This is a genomic window from Bradyrhizobium sp. LTSPM299, from assembly GCF_000938235.1.
In the GTDB taxonomy this organism is placed as follows: domain Bacteria; phylum Pseudomonadota; class Alphaproteobacteria; order Rhizobiales; family Xanthobacteraceae; genus Bradyrhizobium.
The window spans coordinates 14,147-27,287 of the sequence record NZ_JYMU01000017.1; the positions used below are offsets into that span (position 1 = coordinate 14,147).

Here is a 13,141-nt window from a genome sequence, read left to right on the forward strand (position 1 = left end):
AGGAATTGCGCATGGCGCTACTCACCCGTCGGCACGCACTCGGTCTTGGTATCGGTGCGTTGAGCGCTGCAGGGTTTCGTGCGGCACCGGCAGCGGCCGACAACGGGTCCGAGATGCATGGCATGTCGGTGTTCGGCGACCTGAAATATCCGGCGGATTTCCGCCAATTCGACTACGTCAATCCGGGCGCCCCGAAGGGCGGGTTCTTCTCGCTGATCCCCTCGGTGCGCGCCTACAACCAGTCCTACTTCACCTTCAATTCGCTCAATGCCTACATCCTGAAGGGCGAAGGCGCGCAGGGCATGGACATGACCTTCGCGACGCTGATGTCGCGCGCCAATGACGAGCCCGACGCGATGTACGGCTTTGCCGCGAAGTCGGTGCAGATCTCGTTGGACAAGCTCACCTACCGCTTCACCATGCGCCCCGAGGCGCGCTTTCACGACGGGTCGAAACTGACCGCGCAGGATGTCGCCTTTTCGCTCAATACGCTGAAGGAAAAGGGCCATCCGCTCATCATGGTGCAGTTGCGCGACTTCGTGAAGGCCGAGGGGCCCGATGACGCGACCGTCGTCGTGACCTTCGCGCCCGGCCGCGCGCGCGACGTGCCGCTCTATGTCGTGAGCTTGCCGATCTTCTCGAAGGCCTATTACGCGAACCGGACTTTTGAGGAGTCGACGCTCGATACGCCGCTCGGCTCGGGGCCGTACAAGGTCGGCAAGTACGAGGTCAATCGCTACATCGAATACGACCGCGTCAAGGACTGGTGGGCAGCCGACCTGCCGGTTAATCGCGGCAGCTACAATCTCGACACCGTGCGCTATGAATTCTATCGTGATCGTGACGTCGCCTTCGAAGGCTTCACCGGCAAGAATTATCTGTTCCGCGAAGAACTGACCGCGCGCATCTGGGCGACGCGATACGACTTTTCGGCGGCGAAAGACGGCCGCGTCAAGCGCGAGACGCTGCCCGACGATACGCCATCGGGTGCGCAGGGCTGGTTCATCAACATGCGCCGGGACAAGTTCAGCGATCCGCGCGTGCGCGAGGCACTGATCTATGCTTTCGATTTCGAGTGGACCAACAAGACCATCATGTACGGCGCCTATGCGCGCACCGTTTCGCCGTTCCAGAATTCGAACCTGATGGCGAACGGACCGCCTACTCCGGAAGAACTTGCGCTGCTCGAGCCGTTCCGCGGCCAGGTGCCGGACGAGGTATTCGGTGCGCCTTTCGTGCCGCCGGTGTCGGACGGCTCAGGCCAGGATCGCGCGATGCTGCGCAAGGCGATCCAGCTTCTCAACGAGGCCGGCCTTGTCATCAAGGACGGCAAGCGGCTACTGCCCAACGGCGATGTCTTCACCATTGAGCTCCTCAACGATGAGCCTTCGCTGCAGCCACACCACGCGCCCTTTATCAAGAATCTCGGCACGCTCGGCATCGACGCGACGTTCCGCCTGGTCGACGCGGTACAGTACCGCGCGCGCCTGGAGGATTTCGACTTCGACATGACCATGGAGCGCTTCAGCTCGTCCGCGACGCCAGGCGACAGCATGCGGCCGTTCTTCTCCTCCCAGGCAGCCAAAACCAAGGGGTCCTATAACCTCGCGGGCATCTCCAGTCCCGTGATCGATGCGCTGATCGAGAAGATCATCGGTGCCAACAACCGCGAGGATTTGACGACCGCATGCCGAGCATTTGACCGCGTGTTTCGCGCCGGCCGCTATTGGGTGCCGCAATGGTATTCCGACAAGCATCGGGTCGCTTATTGGGACCAGTTCGCGCATCCGGAGAAACCGGCGAAATATGCGCAGGGCGTCGGAGCGCCGGAGAACTGGTGGTATGACACGGCCAAGGCCGCGAAGCTCGAGCAGGCGAAGTAGCCGATGAGCGCCTATCTCGCCCGTCGTATTTTACTGATGGTGCCGACGCTGCTCGGCATCCTGTTCGTCTCCTTCGTGGTCGTGCAGTTCGCGCCCGGCGGCCCGATCGAGCGCGTCATCGCCCAGATCAACGGCGCCGACACCGGCGGCACCTCGCGTGTGTCGGGCGGTGGCGGCGATTTCGCCGCGCAGCGTGGCCAGGGTGGAAGCGCCGCCGGTGCGGTTAATTCGAAATACCGCGGCGCGCAGGGCCTCGACCCTGATTTCATCAAGAAGCTCGAGGTGCAGTTCGGCTTCGACAAGCCGGCGCCGGAACGCTTCGCGCTGATGGTGTGGAATTTCGCCCGCTTCGATTTCGGCAGCAGCTATTTCCGCAGTGTCAGCGTGCTCCAGCTCATCAAGGAAAAGCTGCCGGTCTCGATCTCACTCGGCATCTGGATGACGCTGCTGACCTATCTGATCTCGATTCCGCTCGGCATCCGCAAGGCGGTCCAGGACGGGTCGCGGTTCGACACCTGGACCTCGGCGGTAGTTATCGTCGGCTTCGCGATTCCCGGCTTCCTGTTCGCGATCCTGCTGATCATCCTGTTCGCCGGCGGCTCGTTCTTCAACATCTTCCCGCTGCGCGGCCTGACGTCGGACGGCTGGGCGCAATTCCCCTGGTACTGGAAGATCATCGATTATTTCTGGCATATCACGCTGCCGCTTATCTCGATGGCGCTCGGCGCCTTCGCCACCATGACGCTCTTGACCAAGAACTCGTTCCTCGACGAGATCCGCAAGCAATATGTCATGACGGCACGCGCCAAGGGCTGCAGCGAGCCGCAGGTGCTGTACAATCACATCTTCCGCAATGCCATGCTGATCGTGATCGCGGGCTTCCCAGGCGCCTTCATCCACGCCTTCTTCTCCGGATCGCTCCTGATCGAGACCATCTTCTCGCTCGACGGGCTCGGCCTGCTCGGTTTCGAGAGCGTGTTGAACCGCGACTATCCGGTGGTGTTCGGAACGCTGTTCATCTTTTCGCTCGTCGGGCTCGTGGTCAATCTGATCTCCGATCTTGCCTATATGTGGATCGATCCACGGATCGATTTCGAGGCGCGGGAGGTCTGATGACGCTGCTCGCGCCCCAGCCGATCGAGACCTCGACGCAATCGCCGCTCGGCGAGGTGGTGCCCGCCACGCGCCACGGCTTCGCGCCGTCGCCGCTCAACAAGCGGCGCTGGCAGAACTTCAAGGCGAACCGCCGCGGCTACTGGTCGTTCTGGATCTTCCTCGTGCTGTTCGTCGCGTCGCTGTTCGCCAATGTGATCGCCAACGACAAGCCGCTGGTCGTCAAATATGACGGCCATCTCTATTGGCCGGTGCTGTTCAGCTATGCCGAGACCACCTTCGGCGGCGATTTCGAGACCGCGGCCGACTATCGCGATCCCTATCTGCAGAAGCAGATCGCCGCCAAGGGCGGCAGCATGATCTGGCCGCCGATCCGGTATTCCTATGACAGCCGTAACCTCGATCCGCCGACGCCGGTGCCGTCGAAGCCGACCTGGCTGCTCACCGAGGAGCAGTGCAAGGACGTGGTGCAGAGAAAGGGCCTGAAGAGCTGCCGCGACCTCGAATACAACTGGCTCGGCACCGACGACCAGGGCCGCGACGTCGTCGCGCGTCTGATCTACGGCTTCCGCATTTCGGTGCTGTTCGGCCTGACGCTGACCATTCTGTCCTCGATCATCGGCATCGCCGCCGGCGGCGTGCAGGGCTATTTCGGCGGCTGGATCGATCTCGGCTTCCAGCGGTTCATCGAGATCTGGACCGCGATCCCTTCGCTCTATCTGCTGCTGATCATCTCGGCGGTGCTGCCGCCCGGCTTCTTCATCCTGCTCGGCATCCTGCTGCTGTTCTCATGGGTGTCGCTGGTCGGTCTGGTGCGCGCCGAGTTCCTGCGCGGACGCAATTTCGAATACATCCAGGCGGCGCGCGCGCTCGGTGTCTCCAACGCAGTGATCATGTTCCGCCATCTGCTGCCGAACGCCATGGTCGCGACCATGACGTTCCTGCCGTTCATCGTGTCGTCCTCCGTGATGACGCTGACCGCGCTGGATTTCCTCGGCTTCGGCCTGCCGCCCGGCTCGCCGTCGCTCGGCGAATTGCTGTCGCAGGGCAAGGCCAATGTGCAGGCGCCCTGGCTCGGCTTCACCGGCTTCTTTTCGGTCGCGATCATGCTGTCGCTGCTGATCTTCATCGGTGAAGCCGCGCGCGACGCCTTCGATCCGCGCAAGACGTTCCGGTGAGCGCCGATATGGATGCCATCAACCAGCCCCTGCTCGATGTCCGCGACCTCTCGGTTGCGTTCGGCCGCTCGATCGCGGTCGACGGCATCTCGTTTTCCGTCAGGCGCGGTGAGTGCACGGCGCTGGTCGGCGAATCCGGGTCGGGTAAATCGGTCAGCGCGCTGTCGGTCCTGCGGCTATTGCCGTATCCGACGGCGTCACATCCCTCCGGGGCGATCCGCTTCAAGGGCCGCGATCTTCTCGGATCGTCGGAGCGCGAAATGCGCGGGATCCGCGGCAACGACATCTCGATCATCTTCCAGGAGCCGATGACCTCGCTCAATCCGCTCCACACCATCGAGTCGCAGATCAGGGAGATCCTCAATCTCCACAATGGCATCAGCGGGTCGATGGCGCGGGCGCGGACGCTGGAGCTGTTGACCCAGGTCGGGATCCCCGAGCCGGAAACCCGGCTGCAGAGCTATCCGCACCAATTGTCCGGCGGCCAGCGCCAGCGCGTGATGATCGCGATGGCGCTCGCCAACGAGCCCGACCTTTTGATCGCGGACGAGCCGACCACGGCGCTCGACGTTACTGTGCAGGCGCAGATCCTGACGCTGCTCGCCGAGATCCGCACCCGGCTCGGCATGAGCATGCTGTTCATCACCCATGACCTCGGCATCGTCCGCCGTATCGCCGACACCGTCTGCGTGATGAACTCTGGCAAGATCGTCGAGCAGGGACCGGTCGAGCAGGTCTTCACCGCGCCGAAACATGCCTATACGAAGGCGCTGCTCGCGGCCGAGCCGAAGCCCGATCCGGCGCCGCCGCAGCCGGATGCGCCGATCGTGATGTCGGCAAATGATCTCAAGGTCTGGTTCCCGATCAAACGGGGCCTGCTGCGCTCCACCGTCGGCCACATCAAGGCGGTCGACGGCGTCAGCCTTGCGGTGCGCAAGGGCGAGACGCTCGGCGTGGTCGGCGAATCCGGCTCCGGCAAGACCACGCTCGGGCTGGCGCTGCTGCGGTTGATCTCGTCCGATGGTCCGATCGTGTTCCTCGGCAAGGACATCCAGGGCCTGCGCTTCAAGGAGATGCGGCCGATCCGCCGCGACATGCAGATCGTGTTCCAGGATCCGTTCGGCTCGCTCAGCCCGCGCATGTCGGTGGACGACATCATCGCCGAGGGGCTCTTGGTGCATCAGCCGCAGCTGTCGCGCGAGGAGCGCGAGGCGCGGGTGATCAAGGCGCTGAACGACGTTGGCCTCGATCCCGATTGGCGTTTCCGCTATCCGCATGAGTTCTCGGGCGGCCAGCGCCAGCGCATCTCGATCGCGCGCGCCGTGGTGCTCGAGCCGAACTTCGTCGTGCTGGACGAGCCGACCTCGGCGCTCGACATGCTGCTGCAGGCGCAGATGGTGGACCTCTTGCGCAATCTGCAGCGCAAGCGCGATCTGACCTACATGTTCATCTCGCACGATTTGCGCGTCGTCGCCTCGCTCGCCAGCCATCTGATCGTGATGAAGTCCGGCAAGGTCGAGGAGGAGGGGCCGGCCTCCGAGCTGTTCAAGAACCCGAAGAGCGACTACACCCGCGCGCTGTTCGCTGCCGCGTTCCGGCTGGAGACGGACGGCGAAGGCGCGGTCGCGACGTAAGAGAGGTCGTCATTCCGGGGCGCGCGAAGCGCGAGCCCGGAATCCATCGAGCCGCGCGTTCTGCTGATGAATTGATTCTCAGATGCGCAATTGCGCATCATAGCTCTCGCTTCGCGCGCCCCGGAATGACGGAGTCGGCTACAGCCGCTTGATCGCGACCACTTCGCTGCCGGCGGTCCTGATCCGCGCGATCGCCGCTTGCGTGTTCTCGACCGCGGTCGCCATGTGATGCGCGTTGGCGTGCACGATGGTGGTGGCATCGCGCGCGATCGCGACATGGCCCTTCCAGAAGATCAGGTCGCCGCGCTGCAAGTGCTTTGCTTCCGCGGCAGTCAATTCCCGACCAAGCCCGTCCTGCTGCATGTCGCTGTCGCGCGGGCAGCCGGTGCCGGCTGAGGTCAGCGCGATGTGGACCAGGCCCGAGCAATCGATCCCGAACGCGCTCTTGCCGCCCCACAGATAGGGCGTGCCGACGAACCGCTCGGCGACGGCCACGAAGTCCGGCGCGATCAAATCGAGGGCGCCGAGATGCTGGCGCGGCAGATAGCGGCCGTCGCGTGTGACTGCGAACGATCCCTCTTCGCGCACCACCGTCACTGTCGCGGACATCGGGATCGCCTCGCTCGGCGGCAGCTTGATCGAGGGACCGGGAAAGGCAAACGTCCAGAGCGCGGACACCTTGTGCGTCGGGGCCGCGGCGGGCCGCATCAGCGCGCTGTCCGGCAGCCAGCCGACATAGCCGTCGCTCACGAGCTGGCCCCAGGCCCAGCCTTCGCCGTTGCGGTCATAGATCGTCACGCGCTCGCCCTTCAGCGCCTGCGTCATCTGCTCGGCATCGGCGGCCGGCGCGGCGCGGAGCGGGGCGATCGCGTCGGTTACCTCGAACGTCTCGCCGTCGACGAAGCGCGCCGCCTTGACCTTCCCCTCGAGATATTTCGCGGCGACGTCGTCGCGGGCCGGTGTCAGGCGGGGGTCATGCATAGCGCTGGCTCAACAATTTGTAGATGGCACGCGCAGCCTGGCATTCGCCGCCTTCGGGGCGGCCGGGCTTCGCCGAGGGGGTCCAGCCATAGATATCGACATGCAGCCAGCTTGTCGCGTGCTCGACGAAGCGTTGCAGGAACAGCGCGCAAATGATCGAGCCGGCAAAACCTCCTGACGGTGCGTTGTTGATGTCGGCGGTCTTGGAGTCGAGCCAGGCGTCGTAGGCCGGCCATAGCGGCATGCGCCACAACGGATCGTTCTCGCCTTTGGCGTGGGCGGCTACTTCGCCGGCGAGGATCTCGTCATTGGTGTAGAAGGGCGGCAATGCGGGCCCCAGCGCCACGCGCGCCGCGCCGGTCAGGGTGCCCAGATCGACCAGCAGATCGGGCTTTTCCTCGTCAGCCAGCGCCAGCGCATCGGCGAGCACCAGCCGTCCCTCGGCGTCGGTGTTGCCGATCTCGACCGTGATGCCCTTGCGCGACCGGAAGACGTCGAGCGGACGGAATGCGTTGCCTGCGACGGCATTCTCGACCGCCGGGATCAGCACGTGCAGCCGCACCTTCAGCTTTGCGTCCATCACCATCTGCGCCAGCGCCATCACGTTGGCGGCGCCGCCCATGTCCTTCTTCATGATCAGCATGCCGCTCGACGGCTTGAGGTCGAGCCCGCCGGTGTCGAAGCAGACGCCCTTGCCGACCAGCGTCACCTTCGGATGCGCCGGATCGCCCCAACTGATGTCGATCAGCCGCGGCGCCCGCGGCGAGGCCATGCCGACGGCGTGGATCAGGGGAAATCCCTGTTCGAGCGCGTCACCGGTGATGCAGTTGAAGTCAGCGCCGAACCGCGTTGCAAGCTCGCGCGCAGATTCTGCCAGTTCCGCCGGGCCCATGTCGTTGGACGGCGTGTTGATGAGGTCGCGTGCGAGCGCCGCCGCATCAGCCATCCGCGTGATGTCGGCGGCGTCGACGCCGTCTGGCGGCACCAGGCGGACGTCGGGCGCCTCGTTCTTGCGATAGCGGCCGAAGCGGTAGCAGCCGAGCGCGAAGGCAAGCGTGGCGAGCCTGATGTCATGCGGTGCATTGGCAAAGCGGTAGACGCCCGGCGGCAACAGGCCTGGCAGTGCTCCCGGCCGGAACGGGTCGGGCGCCTTGTGCGTCTCGTCTTCGAGACCGAAAAGCACCTGCGCGATGCTGCCGTCCGACGCCGGCAAGGTCAGGCACTTGCCGGGCTTGGCGACGAAGCCGTTGGCATCGGCGAACTGGCGTGCCGGCGACGGCAGCGTGTCCCGGATCGCATGCCAAGTCGCCTTGCTGGCGAAGGTGATGGGAATGGCGTTGGCTGAGCTCTCGAACACGGACGGCATCGGAATCTCGGTGGTTATAGGATCGGCTGTTGGGATCGGCTCGTCGCCTACTACACGCCTTTCGGCCTTTGTGGTAGGCTTGATGGATTGCTGCATCCGGGGGAGGGCTGACATGGCCAAGAAAATCGCCAAGAAAATCGCCAAGAAAGATCTCGACGGCAGGCATCGCGACAAGACCGGCCGTATCGACAAGAAGCACGGCAATACGCTGGTCGGATCGTTGCGCAAGACCTATGGCGAGCATTTCGCGGCCGGCCGCCGCAAGGACATGATGCTGAAGACGTTGCTCGCCGAGATGGACACCGACTCGCTGCACGCCTACTTGCGCAAGCATCACAAATAGCCGATCGCGGGATCGCATCCCGCGCCGTTCGAACGGCAAGCGATCGTTTCCCCGAGCGCCGGATGCGATTGCTGTTGGGTGGTGTCATGCGCCCTGCATGCGCGCGTCGATGCGCCTTGCGGGCGGATCGACAAGGGCCGGCGCAGCTCGTCATGGCCCGTTGAAGCGACGCCTGCCTGCCACCCCTGGGGCGCGGCGAGAGCGCCGATTAACTAGGCGTTAGGGTTAACAGTCTATTGCTGACACGTTCGGCTCGGTCCATTCGCCCGATTTCGTGAGTCAAAGTGCCATGCGTCGACAGTCCAACCTGGCCCGGCATGCTGCCCGGCATCTCGCTTCCGCGGCCCTTGTGGCGATCCTGGCTGCAGGCCTCGGCGGTTGCCAGACCATGTCCGACGTGACCGGGTCGGTGGCCTCCCCGGGGTCGGTCGCCTCCCGGACGGATTCCACGCCCGATGATCCGCGCCGCGCTGCCGAACTCTACGGCGATCGTTATCGCAAGAATCCCAAGGATGTCGACTCCGCGATCGCCTATGGCCAGGCCTTGCGCGCCACCGGCCAGCGATCGCAGGCCTGCGCGGTGCTCGAGCAGGCCACCATCGCCAACCCCGGCAACAAGCCACTGCTCGCCGCCTACGGCCGTGCGCTTGCCGACAACGGCAATTCGCAGGCCGCGTTCGATGTGCTGAGCCGGGCCCACACCCCGGAAAATCCGGACTGGCGCATCCTGTCGGTGCAGGGAACCACCTTGGACAAGATGGGCAAGCACGACGAGGCGCGCCGCTACTATGCCAGCGCGCTGCGCTTCGTCCCGGACGAACCGTCGGTGCTGTCCAATCTCGGCCTCTCCTACATGCTGACCAAGGAACTGCCAAAGGCCGAGGAGACGCTTCGCCGCGCCTATGCCAGCGACCGGGCCGACGCGCGGATAAGGCAGAACCTCGCGCTCGTCGTCGGCCTGCAGGGCCGCTTCGCCGAAGCTGAAAGCATCGTCAAGGCCGACCTGCCGGCGGATGAGGCCGCCGCCAATGTCGCCTATCTGCGGGAGATGCTGAACCGCAAGGACGGTCGTCCGATGGCGTCAAGGTCGGCGCCGGTGGTCGCGCAGGACGACTAAATAAGCCCCGTCATCGATGGTCACGCGCCGCCGCTTGCGGCGACGAACCGCCCGGTCAAGCCGGGCGTTTCCATGCGCGGACGCGCCTAATGCATCGCGCTGAATTTGATGTAGGACGGCCCGAGGATCACGATGAACAGACAGGGCAGGAAGAACAGGATCATCGGCACGGTCAGCTTGGGCGGCAGCGCCGCCGCCTTCTTCTCGGCCTCGTTCATGCGCATGTCGCGGTTTTCCTGCGCCATCACGCGCAAGCTCTGACCGAGCGGCGTGCCGTAGCGTTCGGACTGCTGCAGGGCCAGACACACCGACTTCACGCCCTCGAGGCCGGTGCGGCGCGCTAGGTTCTCATAGGCCGTCTTGCGATCCTGCAGGTAGGACAGCTCCGCCGTCGTCAGCGCGAACTCTTCCGACAGCGCCACCGACTGCCCGGCGATCTCGTTGGCCACCTTGCGGAAGGCGACCTCGACCGACATACCGGACTCGATACAGATCAGCAGCAGGTCGAGCGAGTCGGGGAAGGCGCGCTTGATCGAGAGTTGGCGCTTGGTGATGGCGTTTTTCAGGAACAGCATCGGCGCCTGCAGGCCGCCATAGGCGGCTGCGACGCAGATGCCGATCTTGAGCATGATCGACCAGTCCTGTCCCGCAATGAAGAAAGTATACACGATGGCGCCGATCAGCATCACGATCGGTGCAACACCGCGCGCGAACAGGAAGGTGACATAGGGCGCGTGGCCGCGATAGCCCGCCATCACGAGCTTCTCGAGCGCTGATTCCTGGGCGAGCCATTTGGTGAGGTTGAGGTCATCGACCACCTTGGAGACGACTTGCTTCGGCGTCTGGCGCAGCGAGACCTTCTCCGTCTTGGCGAGACGGTCGCGTTCGCGCTGCCGGATGCGCTCGCGTTCGCTGGCGACGGCCTTCATACGCTTGTTGAGATCGCCGCCGGCCAGCAGCGGCATCACCAGCGTATAGACCGTCGCGCTTGCCGCAAAGAAGGCAAGCAGCATCGTCATGAACCTGACGTCATGGAGCTTAGTGACGAGGAAATCGAGCATGCTGCACCGTCAGAAATCGAAGTTGATCATTTTCTTCATCACGAGAACGCCCATGCTCATCCAGACTGCGCAGGCGACCAGCATCAGCTGGCCCGTCGGATTGGTCCACAGCACTCCGATATAGTCCGGGGTCGTGACGAACACGAGGAGCATGACGACGGGCGGCAGCGAGCCGATGATGCCAGCGGAGGCTTTCGCTTCCATCGACATGGCCTGGATCTTCTCAGCCATCTTCTTGCGGTCGCGCAGCACCTTGGACAGGTTGCCGAGCGCTTCTGACAGATTGCCGCCGGATTTCTGCTGGATCGCGATCACGATGCCGAAAAAGTTCGCTTCCGGCAGCGGCATGCGTTCGTAAAGCCGGGCGCAGGCCTCGCCGAGCGGCATGCCGATGGTCTGGGTTTCGATGATCTGGAGGAACTCGCTGCGCAGCGGCTCCGGCGAGTCGCTGGCGACCACCTTGATGGATTCGAACAGCGGCAGGCCGGCCTTGATGCCGCGCACGATGACGTCCACGGCATCGGGCAGCGCCTTCAGGAAAGCCTTTTCCCGTCGCTTCTTCAGGAAACTGAGCATCCAGCGCGGCAAGCCAAGGCCCATGGCAAAGCCGATGCCGGCCGCACCGAGCAGGCCGCCGCCGGCGATGAACGCGCCGCCGGACCCGACCAGGCAGAGCACGCCGGAGATGATCCAGAATTTCTGTTCGGACCATCCCAGTCCGGCCTGCGCGATGCGCATGCCGAGCGGGACCTTCTTGTCCTTCTTGGCCCGCGCCTCGAGTTCCTTCAGCGATCCCTCGACCTGCTCGCGGCGGGACCGTGTGCGGTCGGGGCTTCGCGCGGCCGTGGGCTCGGTGCGTGCCACCGACGCGCGACGCGACTCGGCCTTCTTCTCCCCGGAGAGATAGGGATACAGGAAGACCCAGGCGAGGCCGCCGACGGTGGTGGCGGCGAGGAAGGCCAGGGCAAGGGTTTGCATTTGCATCGGGCGTGTCCCTTAGTCCGGCGGCGGGGCGTCAGCCGCATCGAGTGCGGCCGCAAGCCGGTTCTCTTCATTATAGTAGCGTGCACGGTCCCAGAATTTCGGCCGGCCGATGCCGGTTGAGCGGTGCTTGCCGATGATCTTGCCGTTGGCGTCTTCCCCGATCAGGTCGTACAGGAAGATGTCCTGGGTGATGATGGTATCGCCTTCCATGCCCATCACCTCGGTGATGTGGGTGATGCGGCGTGAGCCGTCGCGCAGGCGGGCCGCCTGGACGATCACGTCGATCGAGGCGCAGATCATCTCGCGGATCGTTCGCGAAGGAAGCGAAAAGCCGCCCATGGTGATCATGGATTCGCAGCGCGACAGCGCTTCGCGCGGGTTGTTGGCATGCAACGTGCCCATCGAGCCGTCATGGCCGGTGTTCATCGCTTGCAACAGGTCGAACGCCTCGGGTCCGCGGACTTCGCCGACGATGATGCGCTCGGGGCGCATACGCAGGCAGTTGCGCACCAGTTCGCGCATCGTGACCTGGCCTTCGCCTTCGATGTTCGGGGGCCGGGTTTCCAGTCGCACCACATGCGGCTGCTGCAGCTGCAGTTCGGCGGCGTCTTCGCAGGTGATGACACGCTCGTCGTGCTCGATATAATTGGTAAGGCAGTTCAGCAGCGTGGTTTTTCCCGAGCCTGTACCGCCGGAGATCAGCACATTGCAGCGGACGCGGCCGATGATCTGCAGGATGGTCGCGCCTTCCGGGCTGATCGCGCCGAACTTGACGAGCTGGTCCAGCGTCAGCTTGTCCTTCTTGAACTTGCGAATGGTGAGTGCGGGGCCGTCGATCGCCAGCGGCGGCACGATGGCGTTGACGCGCGAGCCGTCAGCGAGGCGGGCGTCGCAGATCGGCGAGGATTCGTCGACGCGCCGACCGACCTGGCTGACGATGCGCTGGCAGATGTTCAGGAGCTGCTGGTTGTCGCGGAAGCGGATGCCGGTCTTCTGGATCTTGCCGGCGACTTCGATGAACACGGTGCCGGCACCGTTGACCATGATGTCGGCGATGTCGTCGCGCGACAGCAGTGGCTCCAGCGGACCATAACCTAGGACGTCGTTGCAGATGTCGTCGAGCAGTTCCTCCTGCTCGGCGATCGACATCACGATGTTCTTGATCGCGATGATCTCGTTGACGATGTCGCGGATTTCCTCGCGCGCCGACTCGCTGTCCAGCTTGGCGAGCTGGGCGAGGTCGATCGCCTCGATCAGGGCGCCGAAGATCGTCGCCTTGACCTGATAGTAATTGTCGGAGCGCCGGGCTTCGACGGTGGGAGCAGGCGGCGGCTTTGCCGGTGCAAGCGGCGGCGACGATATCGTCGGCGCGGTGGGCTCGCGCGAAATAGCCGGCTGACCGGCAGATTCCGGCGCCTGAAATGCGGGCTTGGAGGCCCGCACGTCCACATCGTTTCCGCTACGCTTACCAAACACGACGT

At 64.3% G+C, this 13,141-nt stretch carries 11 protein-coding genes; 6 read left to right on the top strand and 5 right to left on the bottom strand.

All coding sequences use genetic code 11. The annotated features are described in order from the left end of the window. Positions 1-11: 11 nt before the first annotated feature. From UP10_RS11630 to UP10_RS11645, 4 genes are read left to right on the top strand one after another with little or no spacing between them, the layout of a single operon-like run. Positions 12-1,883: an extracellular solute-binding protein gene (locus tag UP10_RS11630; protein ID WP_044587497.1), complete on the top strand. Its 1,872-nt coding sequence runs from the start codon at positions 12-14 to the stop codon at positions 1,881-1,883. Positions 1,884-1,886: 3 nt separating this feature from the next. Then, entirely contained in the window at positions 1,887-2,996 is a 1,110-nt protein-coding gene (locus UP10_RS11635) for a microcin C ABC transporter permease YejB (RefSeq protein ID WP_044587498.1), read from the top strand. Continuing rightward, positions 2,996-4,174 (top strand): ABC transporter permease, encoded by a 1,179-nt coding sequence (locus UP10_RS11640; protein WP_044587499.1) that lies wholly within the window; start codon positions 2,996-2,998, stop codon positions 4,172-4,174. Before UP10_RS11635 ends, UP10_RS11640 begins: the two co-directional genes overlap by 1 nt. An 8-nt stretch (positions 4,175-4,182) precedes the next feature. Next, positions 4,183-5,808, top strand: a complete 1,626-nt coding sequence (locus tag UP10_RS11645) for an ABC transporter ATP-binding protein (protein ID WP_044587500.1) — start codon at positions 4,183-4,185, stop codon at positions 5,806-5,808. A 138-nt stretch (positions 5,809-5,946) separates the two neighbouring features. Here UP10_RS11645 and UP10_RS11650 read toward each other — a convergent pair whose 3' ends face one another. Further along, positions 5,947-6,789, bottom strand: a complete 843-nt coding sequence (locus tag UP10_RS11650; RefSeq protein WP_044587501.1) for a C40 family peptidase — start codon at positions 6,787-6,789, stop codon at positions 5,947-5,949. Next, a complete protein-coding gene (locus tag UP10_RS11655; protein ID WP_044587502.1) occupies positions 6,782-8,155 on the bottom strand; it encodes a leucyl aminopeptidase family protein in 1,374 nt (457 codons plus the stop codon). Before UP10_RS11655 ends, UP10_RS11650 begins: the two co-directional genes overlap by 8 nt. Positions 8,156-8,267: 112 nt before the next feature. Here UP10_RS11655 and UP10_RS11660 point away from each other — a divergent pair, with 112 nt between their 5' ends. Further along, a complete protein-coding gene (locus tag UP10_RS11660; protein ID WP_050043629.1) occupies positions 8,268-8,498 on the top strand; it encodes a hypothetical protein in 231 nt (76 codons plus the stop codon). Between the two features lie 289 nt (positions 8,499-8,787). After that, the gene (locus tag UP10_RS11665) at positions 8,788-9,615 is read left to right on the top strand and encodes a tetratricopeptide repeat protein (RefSeq protein WP_044587503.1); all 828 of its coding nucleotides are present in this window, start codon (positions 8,788-8,790) and stop codon (positions 9,613-9,615) included. An 86-nt stretch (positions 9,616-9,701) separates the two neighbouring features. On the opposite strand, the gene UP10_RS11670 is transcribed toward UP10_RS11665, so the two are convergent. From UP10_RS11670 to UP10_RS11680, 3 genes are read right to left on the bottom strand one after another with little or no spacing between them, the layout of a single operon-like run. Continuing rightward, the gene (locus UP10_RS11670; RefSeq protein ID WP_044541113.1) at positions 9,702-10,676 is read right to left on the bottom strand and encodes a type II secretion system F family protein; all 975 of its coding nucleotides are present in this window, start codon (positions 10,674-10,676) and stop codon (positions 9,702-9,704) included. 9 nt (positions 10,677-10,685) lie between these two features. Further along, on the bottom strand, positions 10,686-11,660 hold the full coding sequence (locus UP10_RS11675) for a type II secretion system F family protein (RefSeq protein ID WP_044541114.1): 975 nt from the start codon (positions 11,658-11,660) through the stop codon (positions 10,686-10,688). Between the two features lie 12 nt (positions 11,661-11,672). Continuing rightward, on the bottom strand, positions 11,673-13,136 hold the full coding sequence (locus tag UP10_RS11680) for a TadA family conjugal transfer-associated ATPase (protein WP_044587504.1): 1,464 nt from the start codon (positions 13,134-13,136) through the stop codon (positions 11,673-11,675). Positions 13,137-13,141: the final 5 nt, after the last annotated feature.

Excerpts from the sequence above, each read along its gene's own strand:
- UP10_RS11630 (WP_044587497.1), top strand. The coding sequence starts at position 12 with ATGGCGCTACTCACCCGTCGGCACGCACTCGGTCTTGGTATCGGTGCG.
- UP10_RS11635 (WP_044587498.1), top strand. The coding sequence starts at position 1,887 with ATGAGCGCCTATCTCGCCCGTCGTATTTTACTGATGGTGCCGACGCTG.
- UP10_RS11640 (WP_044587499.1), top strand. The coding sequence starts at position 2,996 with ATGACGCTGCTCGCGCCCCAGCCGATCGAGACCTCGACGCAATCGCCG.
- UP10_RS11645 (WP_044587500.1), top strand. The coding sequence starts at position 4,183 with ATGGATGCCATCAACCAGCCCCTGCTCGATGTCCGCGACCTCTCGGTT.
- UP10_RS11650 (WP_044587501.1), bottom strand. The coding sequence starts at position 6,789 with ATGCATGACCCCCGCCTGACACCGGCCCGCGACGACGTCGCCGCGAAA.
- UP10_RS11655 (WP_044587502.1), bottom strand. The coding sequence starts at position 8,155 with ATGCCGTCCGTGTTCGAGAGCTCAGCCAACGCCATTCCCATCACCTTC.
- UP10_RS11660 (WP_050043629.1), top strand. The coding sequence starts at position 8,268 with ATGGCCAAGAAAATCGCCAAGAAAATCGCCAAGAAAGATCTCGACGGC.
- UP10_RS11665 (WP_044587503.1), top strand. The coding sequence starts at position 8,788 with ATGCGTCGACAGTCCAACCTGGCCCGGCATGCTGCCCGGCATCTCGCT.
- UP10_RS11670 (WP_044541113.1), bottom strand. The coding sequence starts at position 10,676 with ATGCTCGATTTCCTCGTCACTAAGCTCCATGACGTCAGGTTCATGACG.
- UP10_RS11675 (WP_044541114.1), bottom strand. The coding sequence starts at position 11,660 with ATGCAAATGCAAACCCTTGCCCTGGCCTTCCTCGCCGCCACCACCGTC.